The following is a 19,547-nucleotide window of genomic DNA, read 5'->3' as shown; positions in this document are numbered from 1 at the left end:
TATAAACAATCTCAAATTAACTGACAATATAAACGTAGTTAATCAATCCACTTTAAGCAAAATTAATTTAGATTAAGTAATAATAGCAGCGATAATTAGATGAAGATGTGCGCTATATCATGTAACTCGATGGTTTTTAGTCAATAAATCATCTTAAGTGCAGAAACAAGCTAATACAGCAAAGGCTAATACATTGGCTTATAGCCAATAAAAAGCCCCAATCGATATTGGGGCTACATTTACACATATAACAACTTAGTGTTTATATTAACTGCGAGACTTTTCTAAGCGAGCAAGTAAACTAGAAGTATCCCAGCGATTACCTTTCATTGCTTGAACTTCAGAATAAAATTGATCAACTAATGCGGCTACCGGTAAATGGCTACCATTACGACGGGCTTCATCTAATGCAATACCCAAATCTTTACGCATCCAATCGATAGCAAAACCAAAATCATATTGACCTTGCCACATCGTTTTATAGCGATTTTCCATCTGCCAGCTTTGTGCCGCGCCTTTGCTGATCACTTCAATCACTTTTAAGCCATCTAAACCAGCACTTTTAGCAAAATGAAGTCCCTCTGCGAGGCCTTGCACTACACCAGCAATACAAATTTGGTTAACCATTTTAGTCAACTGCCCCGCCCCAACTGGCCCTAACAATTCAGCGCAGCGGCTGTATGCCGATATGACGGGTTTAACAGTATCAAAATGAGCTTGGTCACCACCCATCATCACCGTTAACGCACCATTTTCGGCACCGGCTTGACCACCTGAAACTGGCGCGTCTAAGAATGCGATGTTAAGTGGCTCAATGTACGCGGCAATTTCACGTGCAACATCTGCTGAAGCGGTTGTATGGTCAACTAAAATAGCACCAGCATGCATACCATGCACAATCCCATGTTCACCTAATACTACTTGACGTAGGTCATCATCATTACCCACACAGGTAAAAACAATGTCTTGGCCTTGGGCGGCATCTTTTGGTGTATCAGCCTTCTTACCACCATATTGTTCAACCCACTGAGTCGCTTTAGCCCCGGTACGGTTATAAACAGTAACGTCATGACCCTGTTTAACCAAATGTCCCGCCATCGGGAACCCCATAACGCCTAAACCAATAAATGCTACCTTGGCCATGATTTCCCCTTATTTATTCAACTGAAGGTTTAACGTGAGCTTCCATTTCGGCACCGATACGTTTACGCATATCCATCAATCTCAATGCACTATCACGTAAGCGAACATCATCAGCGGTGGCTGGTATCCACTCAGGAACCGATGTCGGATGTCCTTCATCGTCTACTGCTACCATAATAACAATACAGTGGGTTGTCAGATGACGTTCAGATTCTTTAGGATCGCCTGCTTTTACATCAATGGCAATGTGCATAGACGTTGTACCGGTATAAATAACTTTGCCAGTCACTTCAACAATATTACCCACATGGATAGGCTTAACAAATCGAATGCCGCCAGCATAAACAGTAATACAATATTTACCGCTCCAGCCTGCTGCTGCTGCATAAGCGGCTAAATCGATCCATTTCATTACTGCACCGCCGTGAACCTTACCGCCAAAATTGACATCTGCAGGTTCTGCCAGAAAACGTAATGTAAGTTGTCTATCTTTACCGGCCATAATAGATCCTATTAAATAAGTTTCATTACTTATCAGTCTACGCTAAATCATCATTTAACGGGAATTGATAAATACTAATGTGACAAAAAAACAAACCAAATAAATAAAAAAGGGAAGATTTTCATCTTCCCTTATTGGCATTAACTCGATTAAATTTTCTTAAACAGTAACGAACCGTTCGTGCCACCAAAACCAAATGAATTACATAAGGCATAGTCAAACTGATGTCGACGTGAAGTGTGGGCAACAAAATCTAAATCGCAACCTTCGTCTGGGTTATCTAAGTTGATTGTTGGCGGTACGTGCTGATCACGCAGTGCAAGCAAAGTAATAATGGCTTCAACAGCGCCAGCTGCGCCCAACAAATGTCCAGTCATTGATTTAGTTGAACTTACAAGTACCTCGTAGGCATGTGGTCCAAACACCGATTTAACTGCTGCAGCTTCTGCTTTATCACCCGCATGAGTTGAGGTGCCATGTGCATTGATGTAACCCACAAGCTCTTTGTCAATTTGGGCATCATTAATGGCGTTAACCATTGCCGCTGCGGCACCAGCACCATCACTTGGAGGTGATGTCATGTGAAATGCATCGCCGCTCATACCAAAACCAACTAACTCACCGTAAATTTTAGCACCACGAGCTTTAGCTCGTTCATACTCTTCCATCACAATAACACCGGCGCCATCGCCAATAACAAAGCCATCACGGTCTTTGTCCCAAGGGCGACTTGCTGCTGTTGGATTGTCATTACGAGTCGATAATGCTTTAGCAGCACTAAAACCTGCAACGCCTAATGGGCTAGTAACATCTTCTGCACCACCAGCCACCATCACATCAGCATCACCGTAAGCAATGGTACGTGCTGCAAAACCAATATTGTGTACACCAGTTGTACAGGCTGTAGTCACCGCAAAATTAGGACCTGTCATGCCATACATAATCGACAAGTTTCCGGCTATCATATTGATAATGGTGCTTGGCACAAAAAATGGCGACACTTTACGTGGTCCACCATTTAATAATGCAGAATGGCCTTGTTCAATTAACCACATACCACCCATACCAGAACCAATAGCAGTACCTATACGAGCTGGATTTTCTTGGCTCATATCTAAGCCTGAATCTTTTACTGCTTGAATACCCGCAGCCATGCCGTATTGGATAAATAAATCCATTTTACGAGCATCTTTTTTGGTTAGGTATTGTTCGACGTCAAAATCTTTCACAGAGCCACTGAAACGAGTACCAAATTCACTAGCATCAAACTTAGTGATTGGAGCTATACCACTCTTACCAGCCAATAAGGCATTCCAAGTAGACTCGACATCATTACCCACAGGAGTCACAAGACCAAGACCTGTGATGACGACACGACGTTTAGACATGTTATTCACCTTTAAATAAAATCTGCCACGATGCCATTATTGCGATTTAGCTAAAGAAGTATAAGGAGGGATGTTCTAATGCAATTAAATGGAACGAGCGTTTACAAATGCTTTAAACAAAAACAGGCGGCATAAATGCCGCCTGTTTTTGTGAATTCTTGATTACTGATTCTTAGAAACGTAATCGATCGCTGCTTGAACAGTAGTGATCTTTTCAGCTTCTTCGTCAGGGATCTCGGTATCAAACTCTTCTTCTAGAGCCATAACCAATTCAACAGTGTCTAGAGAATCAGCGCCTAAATCGTCTACAAAAGAAGCAGCTGATTTAACGTCTTCTTCTTTAACGCCAAGTTGTTCGATGATGATTTTCTTTACACGTTCTTCGATGTTGCTCATTAGTTTTCTTTCCTATTCAAATTACGCACTTGCGTAAGATTGCGAGTAGTTTATTCGAATTAGATAACAATGCAAGCTTAGATTTTGTGGTCTAACCACAAAAATTAACATTGAATTGTCACTAACACTGACTCAAATGAAGGTAGTTACCTACCTATCGCCCTTAAACCATGTACATACCGCCATTCACATGCAAAGTTTCGCCTGTGATGTAAGCGGCTGAATCCGAGGCCAAAAACAATACTGCATTGGCAATTTCTTGTGCTTGCCCTAATCGTTCCATCGGAACTTGCGACATAATAGCTTGTTGCTGCTCAACTGTCAGCTCATCTGTCATGTCTGTCTGAATAAATCCAGGTGCAATAGCATTCACTGTTATTTGACGAGATGCAACCTCTCTTGCAAGAGATTTTGTAAATCCGATCAAACCAGCTTTAGCTGCCGAGTAATTTACTTGGCCAGCGTTGCCCATTGTACCTACTACAGAACCGATACTGATAATACGTCCGAAACGTTTTTTCATCATAGATCGCATTACTGGTTTAGACAATTTAAATAATGAAGTCAAATTAGTGTCAATAATATCTTGCCACTCATCATCTTTCATCCGCATTAATAAATTATCACGGGTAATACCCGCATTGTTGATAAGAATATCAACTTCACCTGCTTTTTCTTTGATCTGGCTATATAAATCAGCAACAGATTGAGAGTCAGTGACATTTAACACCATCCCAAAGCCTTTGTCACCTAGGTATGCTTGAATCGCCGCTGCACCTTTTTCACTGGTTGCCGTACCGATAACCATCGCGCCAGCTTGTACCAATGATTCAGCAATCGCACGCCCAATACCGCGACTAGCGCCTGTCACTAAAGCAACTTTACCGTCTAAATTAATGCTAAAGCTCATATCAACTCCTTTATTCGACTAATGCTGCAAATGAAGCAACATCATTGACCGCTTGAGCGGATATCGATTTATTAATTCTTTTTGTTAAACCGGTTAATACTTTACCCGGTCCACACTCTATTAATTTTGTAACACCTTGTGTCGCCATAAATTCAACAGACTCGCTCCAACGCACTGGGCAATATAACTGACGCACTAATGCATCTTTAATTGCCTGTGAATCTGTCGGCATGGCCACATCAACATTGTTGACGACATTAATGGTAGGCTCTGAGAATGTCACTTCAATTAACGCTTTAGCGAGTTCATCAGCGGCTGGCTTCATTAGTGCACAATGTGACGGTACACTCACAGGTAATGCTACTGTCATTTTTGCCCCTGCAGCTTTACATGCAGCTGCAGCGCGTTCAACAGCCGCTTTCTCACCGGCTATCACAACTTGACCAGGGCTGTTGTAGTTAACAGGGCTTACCACGCTACCTTCAGCAGACTCTGCGCATGCTTTAGCAATAGCAGCATCATCAAGACCAATAATGGCAAACATGGCACCAGAACCTGCTGGCACAGCTTGTTGCATTAACTTTCCGCGTAGTTCAACTAATTTAACTGCATCAATAAATTCAATCACACCTGCGCAAACTAAAGCAGAATACTCTCCAAGGCTGTGACCTGCTAATAAAGAAGGCATGGGCTTGTTAGATGCTTGATATGCACGCCAAATAGCTACGCTTGCCGTAAGCAATGCAGGCTGAGTTTTATCTGTTTCATTCAAGGTCTCAGCTGGACCATTGGCAACAAGATCCCATAAATCATAACCTAACGCTTCACTCGCTTCAGCAAAGGTTTTGCCGATAACATCGTTAGATTGAGCTAATTCCGCTAACATTCCTACAGCCTGTGAACCTTGGCCAGGAAATACAAAAGCAACATTTTCCATAAACGCTTACCTGTATAAAATTAATTTGAAAATTAAAAACGAACTAAAGCACTGCCCCAAGCAAAACCACCGCCAAATGCTTCGAGTAGTAATAAATGTCCACGCTGAATTCGACCATCACGCACCGCTTCATCTAATGCGATAGGCACCGATGCGGCAGAAGTATTACCGTGTCTCGCTAAAGTCAGCACGACTTTATCTAGACTCATGTGCAACTTTTTAGCCGTGGCATTAATAATGCGGAAATTAGCTTGATGTGGCACTAGCCAGTCAATTTCTGATTTATCGACATTATTAAGACGTAAGGTTTCAGTGACCACATTAGACAGCTGGGTAACTGCAACTTTAAACACATCGTTGCCTTTCATCGTCATAAAACCAACGGCTTCAGAACTTTCATTAGCACGAGGAGGGAAAGAGCATTTTAATAAATCCCCTTGGCTGCCATCAGCATAGATATGCGTCGCAATGATACCGGGTGTATCACTAACACCGATGATAGCAGCGCCTGCGCCATCGCCAAATAAAATGACGGTAGAGCGATCAGCAGGATCACACATCCGTGACAATACGTCAGAACCTATAACCAGTACTTTCTTAGCAGAACCCGTTTTTACGAATTGATCCGCAACCGATAGTGCATAAATAAATCCAGAACACGCGGCAGCAATATCAAAGGCAGGGATATTTTTGACGCCTAATAAGGCTTGGATTTCGCATGCAGCTGCAGGAAATGCGTTTGATGCACTGGTGGTTCCACAAACAATCATATCAAGATCGCTTGCTTCGATCCCTGCCATTTCAAGCGCTTTTAGTGCCGCTTGATAACCCATTGTTGAAACCGATTCATCTGATGCAGCAATGCGCCGCTCAGAAATACCGGTTCGGTCAACAATCCATTGGTCACTGGTTTCAACCATTTTTTCGAGATCTTGATTGCTACGAACTTGCACAGGTAGATAGCTACCTGTTCCGAGAATTTTTGTGTGCATATATGAGATCAGCTATTGATGTCTAAAAGAATCGACTCCAAACGATCTTTAATCATTTCAGGAAGACGACGTTTTGCTTCTGTTGCTGCTAAATTTAATGCTTGTAAAAATGCAGCTTCATCCGCGTTACCATGACTCTTTACTACTATTCCGCGCAATCCTATCAGACTTGCACCGTTATAGTGGTCGGGGTTCATCTTACTGAGTACTGCTTGTATGCGTGGAGCGATGAGTTTGGAGAGTAAACGAACAAAAAAACCGTCATTTAAGCCGCGTTTTAATTGATGTACTAACAGTTTTGCGATGCCTTCAGAAGTCTTTAAGGTGATATTACCGACAAAGCCATCACAAACAATGACATCCACATTACCAGTGTAAATTTCATCGCCTTCAACAAAGCCGATATAATTAACTTGTTCGGTGTGTTGTAAAATTTGTCCGGCCTGTTGAACCTGGTCGTTACCTTTAATGGCTTCAATACCGACATTAAGCAAAGCGACTTTGGGACGGGATTTCTTATGGACAGCTTCACATAAGACAGACCCCATAATAGCAAACTGGAATAAGGTCTCGGAATCACAAGATACATTAGCCCCTAAATCCAGCAGATAAACGGGCTTGCCAGTCATTGCAGGTAAACAAGAAACCAGTGCGGGTCTATCAATACCCGGTAATGTTTTTAATAGCACCTTAGCCATCGCCATCAACGCACCAGTATTACCAGCGCTAACGCAGGCCTCGGCTTTTCCGTCACGTACCAGTTCAAGCGCTATTCTCATAGAACTGTTTTTACGTGAACGCAAAGCATGAATGGGCCTATCGCACATTGTCACGACTTCAGTAGTGTGGATTATTTCAATTCTGGATAAATCAGCTGAGTGAGCTTGGGGAAGGTATTTTTCTATTTCGGTTTTATTACCAACCAAAATAATATTTAAAGAGGTATGAAATTTCAGTGCCTGCATCGCTGCAGGCACTGTCACGTGGGGACCGTGATCGCCCCCCATCGCATCTAACGCAAGCGTCAGATTTGTCATCAGATAATCAACAAATTACTTGTTGATAACCTTTTTACCGCGGTAAAAACCATCAGCAGTCACGTTGTGACGTAGATGTAATTCACCGCTAGTTGCGTCTACTGATAATTGAGCAGTGCTCAATGAATCATGTGAACGACGCATGCCGCGCTTTGAACGTGATTTTTTATTCTGTTGTACAGCCATTGGACCTGTCTCCTACGATTACTTGCTCTTCAGTTTTTCTAACACTGCAAACGGATTTGGACGCTCCTCATGAGCGGGTTCGATCTCGCCTACAACTATATCTTTCGATCCAGACTTACAACTATTATCATCGTGCATCGGGATGATAGGCATAGCGACTATCAATTCATCTTCAATCAATTGATGCAGACGTACTTCACCAATCTCATTACACTCAATTGGATCATACGCATCCGGGAGCTCATCGATTTCTGCCTCAGTCTTACAAGGACTAAAACAAAAGTCGACCGTAACCTCAGTAGTAAATTGTGTCATGCAACGTTGACATAGCAGAGTGAGCTCCGTCACAGCCTTCCCGCGAAGGTAGACTATCCCCTGTAAATCGACGCCACATTCCAACGACACAACTACGTCGGAACAGTCGCCGGCACATAACTCGCTTAATCGCTTAAGTTGCTTACCTAAAATGGTACCTTCATATCGAAGGCCGCTAGAGGCAGCGCGTATAGGATCAATTGAAACCGGTATCTTTACTGTTTGCATAAGGCGCGCATATTATAGTTTGAAAACGCTGGAGTCAAAGAAAATTTCCGTAAAAATACGGTAACCTCACCTAACAAGGAACTTTAGGTACTCTTTAAATCCGGCATTGAATTTGAAAGTTGGTAAATTTTACCGAACCCAACCCCATCACACAAGCATTACTCAAGAAAAATGATCCATTTGCATAGATGAATACAGTAAACTGACTAATATTCTGTTATTAGCCAATAAATAATGAAACAAAACCAATGAAATTCAATCTTGTACTTGCGTCAACCTCACCTTTTCGTCAACAACTAATGCAAAAATTAATGCTGCCTTTTAGTTGTGTTAACCCAGATATTGATGAAACCCCAATAAAAGATGAGACAGCATTAGCATTGGTTAAGCGCTTAGCCGAGCAAAAAGCATTAGCTGGCGCGAACTTAATTGATCAAACATCTGTGCCGCAATTAATTATTGGTTCCGATCAAGTCGCGCTGATTAACGGTCAAATTATCGGTAAGCCTTATAATGTAGACAATGCGATAGCTCAATTAAGCTCAGCATCTGGTCAAGCAATTACTTTTTATACAGGTCTTGCTGTATTCAATAGTGCCAATCAACAAATGATATCTTGTGTTGAACCGTTTACGGTTCATTTTAAACACTTATCTACGGCGCAAATTCGCTATTACGTCGATGCAGAGCAGCCATTATATTGCGCGGGGAGTTTTAAATGCGAAGGGTTAGGCATTGCCTTATTTAGCCGTTTAGAAGGTGACGACCCAAATAGCTTAATTGGACTACCATTAATTAAGCTGATTGATTTACTCTCACAACACGGTGTAGATGTTCTTAGTACAGCAGCAGAATGCTCAATCAAGGAATATTAATATCGAATACTAATATCGAATACTAATATCGAATACTGATATCGAATACTGATATCGAATATAAGGTCGATACCGAATCTAAAAAGGTGCATTGATGAAGGTAATGGTGTTTGCGCTTAATGTGGGAACGATAACAGGTGTAACACCGAGATAAGCTAAGCAACATATAAAGCGTATGTAATGCAGCGTCGAACACTTATATTCGACGCTGCATTACACATCTGGCAATACATCACCCACAATAATTAAACATAGTCATGTATCGCCGATGGTTGGTCGACAATCGCGCGTGGATTTAACGTTTTTAATCTAGCTTCATTATGTGCGCCGTAACTCACACCAATACTCGCCATGCCAGCATTATTGGCCATGGTTAAATCATGAATAGAATCACCAATCATGACGGCTCTATCGGCAGCAACATCAAAATATCTCAATAATGAATGCAGCATCTCAGGATCTGGCTTGCTCTTAGCGTCATCAGCGCAACGCGTCGCATGAAAATACTGTCCTAAGCCTGTTAATGCTAATACCTTGTCTAGACCATCTCGTCCTTTACCCGTCGCCACAGCTAATTGATAACCAGCCGCATGTAGATTAATAATGAGCGACTCTACCCCCTCAAATAGAGGTGTAGGCTGCTCATTGGCAAAATGATGACGTCGATAACAATCAATAATCTGTTGATGGTTTTGGTGACCAGCAAATAAAATCGGCATGATTTTAGGTAAAGATAAGCCTATGACATCTCTAATTTGTTGCTCAGAGGGTATAGGTAAAATTAATTCTTGTGCTACATCTTGCATACAAGACACTATTTTACCTACGGTATCCATTAGTGTGCCATCCCAATCGAAAATGACTAGTTCATAAGCTTTATCTTTAATGTTCAATATCATGCCCTACTTCATTTGCACATATCTGTGGGTGTTATACTCTCTTCAATTTATCAAGAGTGCTCAATAACACTGGATCTAAAGGCGCTTTAACTTGCATGATTTCATCATTTTCTGGATGAGTGAATTTAAGTTCAGCCGCGTGTAAAAACAGACGGTCTAACCCTAAAGCACGCATGCTGTCGTCAAATTGTTGCTCGCTGTATTTATCATCACAAGCAATTGCATGGCCTGCATACTGACAATGTACTCGTATTTGGTGGGTTCGCCCTGTAACAGGACTCGCCTTAACTAAAGTACACCCTTGGTAACGCTGCATGATCTTATAACGGGTTTCTGACTCTTTACCCTCTTTGTTAACCCGAACGATTCTCTCGCCCGACTTTAAGGTAATTTTTAATAGCGGTGCTTTAACCACTTTATCACTTGCTTGCCATTCACCACGCACCAACGCTAAATAATCTTTTTGCATGGTTTTACTGCGCAATTGCTCATGTAAATGCTTTAGTGCACTTCGCTTCTTGGCCACAAGCAACACACCCGAGGTATCTTTATCTAATCGATGCACTAGCTCTAAAAACTTTTGCTGTGGTCGCAGTGAGCGTAATCCTTCAATCACACCATAATCGACACCGCTGCCACCATGCACAGCAATACCAGCAGGCTTGTTTAACACGATAAGATGATTATCTTCATGGATAATACGATCTTCAAGCTGTGACACTCTGGATAAATTAGGAGATGGTGCCTTGCGATTGTCTTTTTCGGCAACACGAACAGGCGGTACTCTTACGATGTCACCAATTTGTAATTTGTATTCAGGCTTGATGCGTTTTTTATTTACCCGCACTTCCCCTTTGCGCACAATCCGATAGATCATGCTTTTAGGAACACCTTTTAATTTAGTTAGCAGAAAATTATCGATTCGTTGTTCAAAATGATCTTCGTCGATAGTCACGTATTCAACTTGGGGGGTAGTTTCAGTATTCATGATGCGCCATATAGTGGTAACCCCAATAGTGTACCTTATCTTGCAAATGATTGGCTATTGCCGCATCAGACTTGAAATAAATACATGAAAGAATATGGGCTTTTGATTGCTGAAAATAACGTTTGTTGCTATATTTGCCCACAGGTTGAGAGTAAACAGTGGATAAAGTGTTCACAACTTTGACCAAATGCGAAACACTAGCAGTTAAAAAAATGAACCTAATCGGTAGCAACTCATTGATTTGCAAATTGTATTAATTAAAAAACGACAAAAACCGTTTGTGCAATTAAACCGTAAGTTTTGAATAAAGATTTCAATTTAACTGTAGTAAATCGCCCCAAATTCGAACAACATTTTAGCTTGTTATCAAACAAACCGATTCGACTTGGGCATTAACGGATTAAAATACCATAATTTATGGGGTTGGTTGTTAGTCAACCAATTCCTTGTTTTTGTAAACATTAGAAAATAAGCCATAAATAGGATGCGACACGCAGTGACTGCGTTTTACAGTAATGAGCACCTAATTGCCTGGATCTAGCCGTGAGGTTATACCGATTAATTCAGGCCCGTAATGCAGAAAAAATCGTGTTGTTTGATGACCTCATTTAGAAGAATCACGTCATCATGAAACGTATGTTAATTAATGCAACTCAATCAGAAGAGTTGCGCGTAGCCCTAGTTGATGGGCAAGAACTGTATGATTTAGACATTGAAAGTCCAGGTCACGAACAGAAAAAATCAAATATCTATAAAGGTAAAATCACTCGAGTAGAACCGTCACTTGAAGCCGCATTCGTTGATTACGGTGCAGATCGTCATGGTTTTTTACCCCTCAAAGAAATTGGTCGCGAATACTTCCCTAAAGGTTATTCATTCCAAGGCCGCCCAAACATTAAAGAAGTGGTACAAGAAGGCCAAGAAGTCATCGTTCAAATCGATAAAGAAGAACGTGGCAACAAAGGCGCTGCACTAACTACCTTTATTAGTCTTGCTGGCTCTTATTTAGTATTAATGCCAAATAACCCTCGTGCTGGCGGTATTTCTCGTCGTATCGAAGGTGATGAACGTACCGAACTCAAAGAAGCAATGGCTGAGCTAGAAGTACCGAATGGTATGGGCTTGATTGTGCGAACTGCTGGTGTAGGCAAAGAATCAACAGAGCTAAAGTGGGACTTAAAAGTACTACAACATCATTGGGACGCTATTCAAGAAGCTGCTCAAAGTAAAGCCGCACCATTCTTAATTCATCAAGAAAGCAACGTGATTGTTCGCGCTATTCGTGACTACTTACGTCGCGATGTGGGTGAGATCCTTATCGATCACCCACGTATTTTCGAAGAAGCTAAATTGCACATTGGTTTAGTTCGCCCCGATTTCGTAGAACGTGTAAAACTATATGATTCTGAAGTACCGTTGTTTACTCACTTTCAAATTGAGTCTCAAATCGAGTCAGCGTTCCAACGTGAAGTGCGTTTGCCTTCAGGCGGATCAATTGTTATTGACCCGACAGAAGCATTAACGTCGATCGATATCAACTCTGCCCGTGCAACTAAAGGCGGCGATATTGAAGAAACAGCACTCAACACTAACCTTGAAGCTGCGGATGAAATTGCTCGTCAATTACGTCTACGTGACTTAGGCGGTTTAGTGGTTATCGACTTTATCGATATGACACCTGTTCGTCATCAACGTGAAGTAGAAAACCGTTTACGTGATGCAGTACACCATGACCGTGCTCGTGTGCAATTAGGTCGTATTTCTCGCTTTGGTTTAATGGAAATGTCGCGTCAGCGTCTGCGTCCATCGTTAGAAGAATCAGCAGCTCACTTGTGTCCACGTTGTCATGGCCAAGGCACTATTCGCAGTACTGAATCATTAGCGCTATCGATTTTACGTTTAATGGAAGAAGAAGCCATTAAAGAGAACACTACACAAATCGAAGCGATTGTACCGGTTGATGTTGCTGCGTTCTTATTAAACGAGAAACGTAAAGCAATTCGTATTACCGAAGAACGTCACGAAGTTGAAGTTTACATCATCCCAGATGCACACATGCAAACACCAGATTACCGCGTTGTACGTCGTAAGAGTGATGATGAAGTCAGTGAATCTAGCTATAAACGAGTAGAACAACCCGTCGCCAAATTGTATGAGCCTCGTAAGCTTGAGCGTGCAGCGTCTCCTGAACCTGCATTAAAAGGCTTTACTGCTCCACAAAAAGCAGCTGAAGATACAGTAAAAGCAATACCTGCAGATGTCGCTCCGGTGGCAACGTCTAATCAGCCAGGATTATTCACTCGAATGATCTCAGCAATTAGCGCCTTATTTTCAGGTAATGAAGCTGAGGCCAAAGATACCAAAGCAGCTGAACCAACGAAAGAAACGGCTCAAACTAACACCCGTCGTAATACCCGTCGTAATGACACTCGTAACGACAGCACTAACCGTAATGACAAACGCAATGATAGTCGTCGTCAGCGAAATGACAGCGATAAATCAAAAGACAGCACAGAAGCTCGTCCTCAGAATAAGCGTAATGAACGTAATAGCAGAAATACGGTTCAAGATGACAACGCCAAAAACAAACCGAGAACTGAGAAAGTTGACAAGCCATTGCCTGTCAATGAAACCAAAGCAACAGAGGTTAAAGTAACAGAGCCTAAAGTTGCTACGGAAAAATCTCCAAAACAAGAAGCTGCTCGTGAGCGTCGCCAGCGTCGTAATTTACGTCGTAAAGTGCGTATTGAAAGCGAACAGAGTGAAACATTACCAACAACCGATGTTAATGATAATAGATCAACTGAGCAATCAGTTGAGGTAATGACATCAGAACCTAAAGCGGTAGAGTCAAAAGTAGCTGAAGAAAAAACATCAGAAACGAGAGCGCCACGCAGTCGTCGTCAACCTCGTAAAGAGAAGACTGAACAAACGGTTGAAGCACCAACAGAAAATGGTACAGACCAAGTAACTGGTCCAGTAGCTGAAGTAACAAATGTTACCATTACTGCACCCGTTGAAGCTGACACAACTAATATCGTTGAAGTAAAAACAGAAGCAACTCAAGCAGATGTTAATACTGTCACTGAAACGGTAGTTGCTAACGCTGACGTTGTAACTGAAACGGATGAGTCAAGCTCAAGCGCTGACGATGCTACATCAGACAGCGAAGCTGAAGGCCGTGAAGGTCAACGTCGTAGCCGTCGTAGCCCTCGTCACTTACGTGCAGCAGGTCAACGTCGTCGTCGTGATGATGAAACAGGCTCTACACAACCAGCTGTTTTCACACCTAATGATGAGTTAGAGAAGCAATTAGACGCAGAGCAAGCTAGAACTCAAGCACAAGCTCCTGTAACTGAGGCTATTGTTGAATCCGTTACTAAACCTACTGAAGCGGTTAGCACGGCTGTTGAAACAGCTACTAAGCCGGTTGAAGTAGTTAAAGCTGAAGTTAACAAGGCTGATGCAGCGCCCGTTAATGTTGAAAAAACTGAATCGCCAGTAGAAATAAAGGAAGCACCTGAGGCCCCTGAACCTAAAGCTGAAGTAGAAGTTGTTAAAACAACGGTTGATGTTGAAGCTAAACAAACCACTGTGGCAAATACCGCAGTTGTTGAAGCTGAAAAAGCTGCAGCGTTAACTAGCAAGCAAGATAAAACGGTTGCGGCCAATTCATCTGCACCTATGGCTAAGCCTGCTGCAATTGTGCGTCAAGCTAAACCTGAAGTCGTAAAAGAAGTCGCGGCGACAATAGCAGAGACGGTTTCTACTGAAGCAGCGCCATCAACCAAAGCCCCTGTAAAGGTAAGTCGCTTTGGTTCTATGGTGTCATCTGACATGACTAAACCTACAGTCGATGTCCGTGAGCAGAAAGCAGTACCTCAAGGACGTACTTACGAAGCTCAAGCGACTGACAGCAAGGCTCCGAAAGTAGCGAAGAATAACAGTGCATCTGCTGATATGACTCGCCCTGGAGAGTAACCTTAATAAAGGGCTAACTTCGCCCCATTAATAAAAAAGCCATGCTAAGCATGGCTTTTTTATTGGAAATATTAATATAAAACTTAACATTTAGTGTCATTGAATCGATGTCATTATCATTCAACGGTTAATTTTTTGTGTTAAAGCAAACATCCTTTTTATTAACTTACAAACAAAACCAGAGGTTAAATATTCGATCTCATTCGCCATAAAACAAGTAGTAGTAAAGCCGATATTTTGTCAGGATTAACAGTGGCGTTAGCCTAATCCCAGAAGCAGTTGCCTTTGCGTTCGTCGCCCATGTTGAACCTATGGTAGGACTATACGCTGCCTTCATTATGGGTTTGCGGGCGATCAGGTATGATTTCCGGCGCTACAGGTGCTATGGCAGTAGTCATGGTGTCATTAGTGATTGAACACGGTGAAGCGGCATTTACCGATCTGGCTTTTGCTGTGTTTGTTGGTGTTATCGTATCTGCTTTGGTGTTTGCATGGCAACATGCAAAACACATCAACATTGACATAAGTGAAGACACAAATGGCTGGGTAATCCCCCCTAAAAATATATCGCTTAAATGGGCCATTATTCTTTGGCTCAGTGGCTAATTTCCTTGAATTATTTGATGCTGAAAATAATAACTAAGATGTGATTATTGATTTTCAAAATTCACGAGTGGCAGATCATTCAACATTAGAGGCTATCGATACTTTAGCTGAACGTTATGTGGTTGCGGGGAAACGTCTGCATTTACGTCACTTAAGCCAAGATTGTAAAGCCCTACTCCTAAAGCACTTGATTTGGTTGAAATGTACCTTATTGAAGATCTGCACAACAAAGTGGCCGACGATAAATTAGACTAAACGGACATAATACAAATTCCAATAATTATCTGGTCATTCAGCGGGAGTTACTCAGGCTTTCCATTTCTTTGTTGCATTGTTTTACAAGGGAACAACCATTCTTTCAACAATGCGCCTCAAACTGGAAAACCTGAGAGGCTCTGATTGAGCACATAATTAATGGAATTGATATAAAAAAAGGGGTGATTGAATATTCAATCACCCCTTTTTTATTATGCTTAGCCCTAATACAAGAGCAAAAAATTTAGTTTACACTTTACGCTTATCTGCAAACTTACTCATGACTTTATCAAATTTAGGCTTAACCACTAATTGGCAATAAGGTTGTTCACCATGCTTTGCAAAGTAGTCATCATGATAATTTTCAGCAGGATAAAATGTGTCAAACGCACTGATTTCGGTCACTATCGGCCTAGGCCAAAGTTGTTGTTCAGTTAACGCATGAATAAATCGGTTTGCAGCATCTACTTGTTCACTATTATGGGCAAAAATAGCTGAACGATACTGTGGCCCTTTATCATTACCCTGTTGATTAAGTGTGGTCGGATCGTGGCTTTCAAATAGTACGCTAAGTAAGGTGTCAAATTGAATAACCGCAGGGTCAAATTCAATATGAACCACTTCTGCATGAGCTGTTTTACCAGAACACACTGCGTCATAATTTGCATCTTTTGCTTCACCGCCACAATAACCTGATTTAACACTTAGCACGCCATTAAGTTGAGCAAAAATAGCCTCAACACACCAAAAGCACCCAGCGCCAAAAGTGGCCTTTTGGAAAGAAGCTACCGCCGAACTTGATTGCGCTAACTCATCACGGGATTTAAAAATCATCGATACTGAATTAACACAATGACGAACATTATTATCCGTTAAATGCTCACCTTCAAACACATGACCTAAATGACCGCCACATTGTGCACAGGTGATTTCGGTTCGATGACCATCAGCATCAGGAGTATGTTCTACTGCGCCCTCGATTTCATCATCAAATGCAGGCCAGCCACAATGTGCATTAAATTTATGTTCACTGTTATAGAGAGGTGCATGGCACTTTTTACATAAATAAACGCCTTGCGCATCATGATCAACATATTCACCGCTGAAAGGCCGTTCTGTACCTTTTTGTTCAATTACATATTTTTCAAATTCGGTTAAATTATTCATTGTCGGCTCTCATTGAGTTGTTTGTCGCAAATATTAACAAAGGATACGTGAGATCCGCAGCATCAGTTCAACCAATACAACATGAAGACACGCAAAGAATTGCGACAAAGTGTGACTAAGGTTACCATTAGCAGTGGGTCAACACACTAATAAGAAAATATAATGAAACTAAATACAATTGATTACTTAGCACCAGATAGCGCTGAGCGCTTTGTTGAATCGCTTCAACAAACAGGTTTTGGGGTACTATCGAATCACCCTATTCAAAAGCAACTTGTCGAAGACATTTATAAAGAGTGGTACAACTTCTTCCAATCTGAACAAAAACATGACTTTTTGTTCAAGTCAGAAACACACGATGGATTTTTTCCTGCATCGATTTCTGAAACAGCCAAAGGTAACAATGTAAAAGATATCAAAGAATATTATCATGTGTATCCTTGGGGCCGTATTCCTGATTCACTTAGATCCAATATTCTTGCATATTATGAGCATGCCAACACCCTAGCGGCGGAATTACTCAGCTGGATTGAAAAATATACACCCGCAGATGTTGCGGCAAAATATACGATTCCATTACCAGACATGATTGCACAAAGCCAGCAAACCTTATTGCGCATTCTTCATTATCCTCCAGTGAACGGAGATGAGGAAATGGGCGCAATCCGTGCAGCGGCGCATGAAGACATTAACCTCATCACCATATTACCTGCAGCAAATGAACCTGGACTACAAGTGAAAACCAAAACCGGTGAATGGATTGACGTACCTAGCGATTTTGGCAGCATCATTATTAACATCGGTGACATGTTGCAAGAAGCATCGGGTGGTTATTTCCCTTCGACATCACATAGGGTTATCAACCCTGAAGGGACAGACAAAACCAAATCACGGATTTCATTACCGCTGTTTTTGCATCCTAATCCAGAAGTCGTGTTATCAGAGCGTTATACCGCTGACAGCTATTTACAGGAAAGATTACGTGAATTAGGCGTTATTTAAACATTAATGCTTCATTTAGCAATGATACTAAGCGCCTTCGGGCGCTTTTTTTATGCATTTAATCTGCTAACGAGGTAGAATATCACTTTTGTATTTATTGTATTTACTCTCCGGTTTATAAGGCAACATCATGGCAATTCAGTGGTATCCAGGACACATGCACAAAGCACGTAAAGAGATCGAGGAGGCAATGCCTCAAGTGGATCTCGTTATTGAAGTGCTCGATGCACGTATTCCATACAGCAGTGAAAATCCGATGGTGTCACAACTACGTGGTGATAAACCCTGCATTAAATTACTGAATAAATCTGATTTAGCCGATCCTAAGGTTACCGCCCAATGGATTGAATACCTAGAACGTGAACAAGGCGTTCAGGCATCAGCAATCACAAGTTTACAACCCAGTATGGTAAAAAGCATTCCTGATCTTTGCCGTAAACTGGTGCCACACCGTGACATTATGGAAAAAGACATCCGCACCATGATCATGGGTATTCCTAATGTTGGTAAATCTACAATTATTAATACCTTAGCGGGTCGCACTATAGCCAAAACAGGTAATGAACCTGCAGTCACAAGACGTCAGCAACGTATTAACTTACGTAACGGAATCGTACTATCGGATACTCCAGGCATTTTATGGCCAAAGGTGGACAATGAAGCCAGTAGCTATCGCCTTGCTGTCACTGGTGCAATTAAAGATACCGCTATGGAATACGAAGATGTGGCAATGTTTGCTGCTGGCTATTTCCTTAAAGCCTATCCCGACGAAATTTGCGAACGTTATAAGCTTCAATCGCTACCCGCCAGCGATATCGAATTACTCGAAGCTATCAGTCGTTCCCGCGGAGCACTTCGCCCTGGCGCACGAGTTGATTACCATAAAGTATCTGAACTCTTACTACATGAATACCGCTCAGGGAAAATCGGACTATTAAGCCTTGAAACCCCAGCGATGGCTGAAGTAGAAAAAGAGGAAGTTGCACGTAAATTAGCTGAGAAAGAACTCATTAAACAGCAGAAAATAGAGCAAGAGAAACTTAAACGATCCGGTAAACGTTATAACGATTAAGCCGAACAAAGTCTAGGTCGTCAACATCAATGCCGGCCTAGCACTTATTATTCAGAGTGAACTGCCATGCTTAAGTAGCCTGAATTAAGTAACCATAATTAATTAACCTAGATAAGTAGCCTTAGTTAAATCTTCTTAGTTAATTGATTATATTTCAACGTTTAGCTAACTTAATCGCCAATGCCATTAAACTGGCCTCAAGCAAATCGATAACCATCTCAAATCCTCGCTCACCACCATAATATGGGTCAGGCACTTCTTCGACTAACGAATCACCATAGCTTAATATCAACTGTAATTTATATCGTAAATGGACAGGACATCTTTGTTTCAAATCAGCTAAATTGGCAAAGTCTGCCGCTAAAATTAAATCAAATCGTTCAAAATCAGCGTCGATAACCTGCCGAGCTGTCATTCCTGAAAAATCAAGTCCGCGCTTGTTGCCAGCAATAATACTGCGACTATCCGGAGCATGCCCTTGATGATAAGCAATAGTCCCTGCAGAATCGATATCAAGTTGAAGCGAGTGACGTTTCATTTGTTGCCTAAACACTGCCTCTGCAGTCGGCGAACGGCAAATATTGCCCATACAGACAAGCAACACCGAGCGAACATTTAAAAGATATTTATCATCGATCATTGATAACCGCCATTATCTCCAGTTTTAT

The 19,547-nt window shown here is 41.7% G+C and carries 19 protein-coding genes and 1 pseudogene; 6 read left to right on the top strand and 14 right to left on the bottom strand.

Annotated features, from left to right (window positions below):
- Positions 1–267: 267 nt before the first annotated feature.
- The 10 genes from HNW13_RS04695 to yceD all read right to left on the bottom strand — a co-directional run bounded on the left by HNW13_RS04695 (position 268) and on the right by yceD (position 8,034).
- Positions 268–1,143, bottom strand: a complete 876-nt coding sequence (locus HNW13_RS04695) for an NAD(P)-dependent oxidoreductase (RefSeq protein WP_011636974.1) — start codon at positions 1,141–1,143, stop codon at positions 268–270.
- Positions 1,144–1,156: 13 nt separating this feature from the next.
- Positions 1,157–1,645, bottom strand: coding sequence for an acyl-CoA thioesterase (locus HNW13_RS04690; protein WP_011636973.1), 489 nt, complete (start codon positions 1,643–1,645; stop codon positions 1,157–1,159).
- 149 nt (positions 1,646–1,794) lie between these two features.
- Positions 1,795–3,033: a beta-ketoacyl-ACP synthase II gene (fabF, locus tag HNW13_RS04685; RefSeq protein ID WP_192115133.1), complete on the bottom strand. Its 1,239-nt coding sequence runs from the start codon at positions 3,031–3,033 to the stop codon at positions 1,795–1,797.
- A 162-nt stretch (positions 3,034–3,195) separates the two neighbouring features.
- A complete protein-coding gene (gene acpP, locus HNW13_RS04680; RefSeq protein ID WP_011496723.1) occupies positions 3,196–3,429 on the bottom strand; it encodes an acyl carrier protein in 234 nt (77 codons plus the stop codon).
- Positions 3,430–3,592: 163 nt separating this feature from the next.
- The gene (gene fabG, locus HNW13_RS04675; protein WP_011636971.1) at positions 3,593–4,339 is read right to left on the bottom strand and encodes a 3-oxoacyl-ACP reductase FabG; all 747 of its coding nucleotides are present in this window, start codon (positions 4,337–4,339) and stop codon (positions 3,593–3,595) included.
- 10 nt (positions 4,340–4,349) lie between these two features.
- Positions 4,350–5,276 (bottom strand): ACP S-malonyltransferase, encoded by a 927-nt coding sequence (gene fabD / locus HNW13_RS04670; RefSeq protein WP_192115134.1) that lies wholly within the window; start codon positions 5,274–5,276, stop codon positions 4,350–4,352.
- A 32-nt stretch (positions 5,277–5,308) separates the two neighbouring features.
- Positions 5,309–6,268, bottom strand: a complete 960-nt coding sequence (locus HNW13_RS04665) for a beta-ketoacyl-ACP synthase III (protein WP_011636969.1) — start codon at positions 6,266–6,268, stop codon at positions 5,309–5,311.
- 8 nt (positions 6,269–6,276) lie between these two features.
- Positions 6,277–7,305, bottom strand: a complete 1,029-nt coding sequence (gene plsX / locus HNW13_RS04660; RefSeq protein ID WP_101086811.1) for a phosphate acyltransferase PlsX — start codon at positions 7,303–7,305, stop codon at positions 6,277–6,279.
- Positions 7,306–7,320: 15 nt separating this feature from the next.
- Entirely contained in the window at positions 7,321–7,491 is a 171-nt protein-coding gene (gene rpmF / locus HNW13_RS04655) for a 50S ribosomal protein L32 (RefSeq protein WP_011636967.1), read from the bottom strand.
- Positions 7,492–7,509: 18 nt separating this feature from the next.
- Entirely contained in the window at positions 7,510–8,034 is a 525-nt protein-coding gene (gene yceD, locus HNW13_RS04650; RefSeq protein ID WP_101086810.1) for a 23S rRNA accumulation protein YceD, read from the bottom strand.
- Between the two features lie 248 nt (positions 8,035–8,282).
- Here yceD and HNW13_RS04645 point away from each other — a divergent pair, with 248 nt between their 5' ends.
- Positions 8,283–8,909, top strand: coding sequence for a nucleoside triphosphate pyrophosphatase (locus HNW13_RS04645; RefSeq protein ID WP_192115135.1), 627 nt, complete (start codon positions 8,283–8,285; stop codon positions 8,907–8,909).
- Between the two features lie 245 nt (positions 8,910–9,154).
- Here the strand turns inward: HNW13_RS04645 and HNW13_RS04640 are convergent, their stop codons facing one another.
- Complete coding sequence (locus tag HNW13_RS04640; RefSeq protein WP_192115136.1) at positions 9,155–9,808, bottom strand: HAD-IA family hydrolase; 654 nt, start codon at positions 9,806–9,808, stop codon at positions 9,155–9,157.
- Between the two features lie 31 nt (positions 9,809–9,839).
- Positions 9,840–10,796 carry a 23S rRNA pseudouridine(955/2504/2580) synthase RluC gene (gene rluC, locus HNW13_RS04635; RefSeq protein ID WP_011636963.1) on the bottom strand — a complete coding sequence of 319 codons (957 nt, stop codon included), beginning with the start codon at positions 10,794–10,796 and terminating at the stop codon, positions 9,840–9,842.
- A 627-nt stretch (positions 10,797–11,423) separates the two neighbouring features.
- Here rluC and rne point away from each other — a divergent pair.
- The 3 genes and pseudogenes from rne to HNW13_RS23470 all read left to right on the top strand — a co-directional run.
- The gene (gene rne, locus HNW13_RS04630; RefSeq protein WP_192115137.1) at positions 11,424–14,777 is read left to right on the top strand and encodes a ribonuclease E; all 3,354 of its coding nucleotides are present in this window, start codon (positions 11,424–11,426) and stop codon (positions 14,775–14,777) included.
- 245 nt (positions 14,778–15,022) lie between these two features.
- Positions 15,023–15,193 carry a SulP family inorganic anion transporter gene (locus HNW13_RS23715; protein ID WP_347813078.1) on the top strand — a complete coding sequence of 57 codons (171 nt, stop codon included), beginning with the start codon at positions 15,023–15,025 and terminating at the stop codon, positions 15,191–15,193.
- Between the two features lie 19 nt (positions 15,194–15,212).
- A pseudogene (locus HNW13_RS23470) lies at positions 15,213–15,638 on the top strand (STAS domain-containing protein); the annotation flags it as partial.
- 249 nt (positions 15,639–15,887) lie between these two features.
- Here HNW13_RS23470 and HNW13_RS04620 read toward each other — a convergent pair.
- Positions 15,888–16,805 carry a bifunctional methionine sulfoxide reductase B/A protein gene (locus HNW13_RS04620; RefSeq protein ID WP_192115139.1) on the bottom strand — a complete coding sequence of 306 codons (918 nt, stop codon included), beginning with the start codon at positions 16,803–16,805 and terminating at the stop codon, positions 15,888–15,890.
- A gap of 162 nt (positions 16,806–16,967) precedes the next feature.
- On the opposite strand from HNW13_RS04620, the gene HNW13_RS04615 reads away from it, so the two are divergent.
- Both HNW13_RS04615 and ylqF read left to right on the top strand, forming a co-directional pair.
- Complete coding sequence (locus HNW13_RS04615; protein ID WP_101086804.1) at positions 16,968–17,807, top strand: 2OG-Fe(II) oxygenase family protein; 840 nt, start codon at positions 16,968–16,970, stop codon at positions 17,805–17,807.
- A gap of 130 nt (positions 17,808–17,937) precedes the next feature.
- On the top strand, positions 17,938–18,879 hold the full coding sequence (gene ylqF, locus HNW13_RS04610; protein WP_059745525.1) for a ribosome biogenesis GTPase YlqF: 942 nt from the start codon (positions 17,938–17,940) through the stop codon (positions 18,877–18,879).
- A gap of 154 nt (positions 18,880–19,033) precedes the next feature.
- Here ylqF and HNW13_RS04605 read toward each other — a convergent pair whose 3' ends face one another.
- A complete protein-coding gene (locus HNW13_RS04605) occupies positions 19,034–19,519 on the bottom strand; it encodes a low molecular weight protein-tyrosine-phosphatase (protein WP_192115140.1) in 486 nt (161 codons plus the stop codon).
- Positions 19,520–19,547: the final 28 nt, after the last annotated feature.

This window comes from Shewanella sp. BF02_Schw, assembly GCF_014596695.2.
Taxonomy (GTDB): Bacteria; Pseudomonadota; Gammaproteobacteria; order Enterobacterales; family Shewanellaceae; genus Shewanella.
The sequence above is the reverse complement of the archived record's forward strand: the minus strand, read 5'-3'. Positions and strand labels throughout refer to the sequence as shown.

Coding starts and splice junctions, on each gene's coding strand:
- HNW13_RS04695 (WP_011636974.1), bottom strand. CDS start 1,143: ATGGCCAAGGTAGCATTTATTGGTTTAGGCGTTATGGGGTTCCCGATG.
- HNW13_RS04690 (WP_011636973.1), bottom strand. CDS start 1,645: ATGGCCGGTAAAGATAGACAACTTACATTACGTTTTCTGGCAGAACCT.
- fabF (WP_192115133.1), bottom strand. CDS start 3,033: ATGTCTAAACGTCGTGTCGTCATCACAGGTCTTGGTCTTGTGACTCCT.
- acpP (WP_011496723.1), bottom strand. CDS start 3,429: ATGAGCAACATCGAAGAACGTGTAAAGAAAATCATCATCGAACAACTT.
- fabG (WP_011636971.1), bottom strand. CDS start 4,339: ATGAGCTTTAGCATTAATTTAGACGGTAAAGTTGCTTTAGTGACAGGC.
- fabD (WP_192115134.1), bottom strand. CDS start 5,276: ATGGAAAATGTTGCTTTTGTATTTCCTGGCCAAGGTTCACAGGCTGTA.
- HNW13_RS04665 (WP_011636969.1), bottom strand. CDS start 6,268: ATGCACACAAAAATTCTCGGAACAGGTAGCTATCTACCTGTGCAAGTT.
- plsX (WP_101086811.1), bottom strand. CDS start 7,305: ATGACAAATCTGACGCTTGCGTTAGATGCGATGGGGGGCGATCACGGT.
- rpmF (WP_011636967.1), bottom strand. CDS start 7,491: ATGGCTGTACAACAGAATAAAAAATCACGTTCAAAGCGCGGCATGCGT.
- yceD (WP_101086810.1), bottom strand. CDS start 8,034: ATGCAAACAGTAAAGATACCGGTTTCAATTGATCCTATACGCGCTGCC.
- HNW13_RS04645 (WP_192115135.1), top strand. CDS start 8,283: ATGAAATTCAATCTTGTACTTGCGTCAACCTCACCTTTTCGTCAACAA.
- HNW13_RS04640 (WP_192115136.1), bottom strand. CDS start 9,808: ATGATATTGAACATTAAAGATAAAGCTTATGAACTAGTCATTTTCGAT.
- rluC (WP_011636963.1), bottom strand. CDS start 10,796: ATGAATACTGAAACTACCCCCCAAGTTGAATACGTGACTATCGACGAA.
- rne (WP_192115137.1), top strand. CDS start 11,424: ATGAAACGTATGTTAATTAATGCAACTCAATCAGAAGAGTTGCGCGTA.
- HNW13_RS04620 (WP_192115139.1), bottom strand. CDS start 16,805: ATGAATAATTTAACCGAATTTGAAAAATATGTAATTGAACAAAAAGGT.
- HNW13_RS04615 (WP_101086804.1), top strand. CDS start 16,968: ATGAAACTAAATACAATTGATTACTTAGCACCAGATAGCGCTGAGCGC.
- ylqF (WP_059745525.1), top strand. CDS start 17,938: ATGGCAATTCAGTGGTATCCAGGACACATGCACAAAGCACGTAAAGAG.
- HNW13_RS04605 (WP_192115140.1), bottom strand. CDS start 19,519: ATGATCGATGATAAATATCTTTTAAATGTTCGCTCGGTGTTGCTTGTC.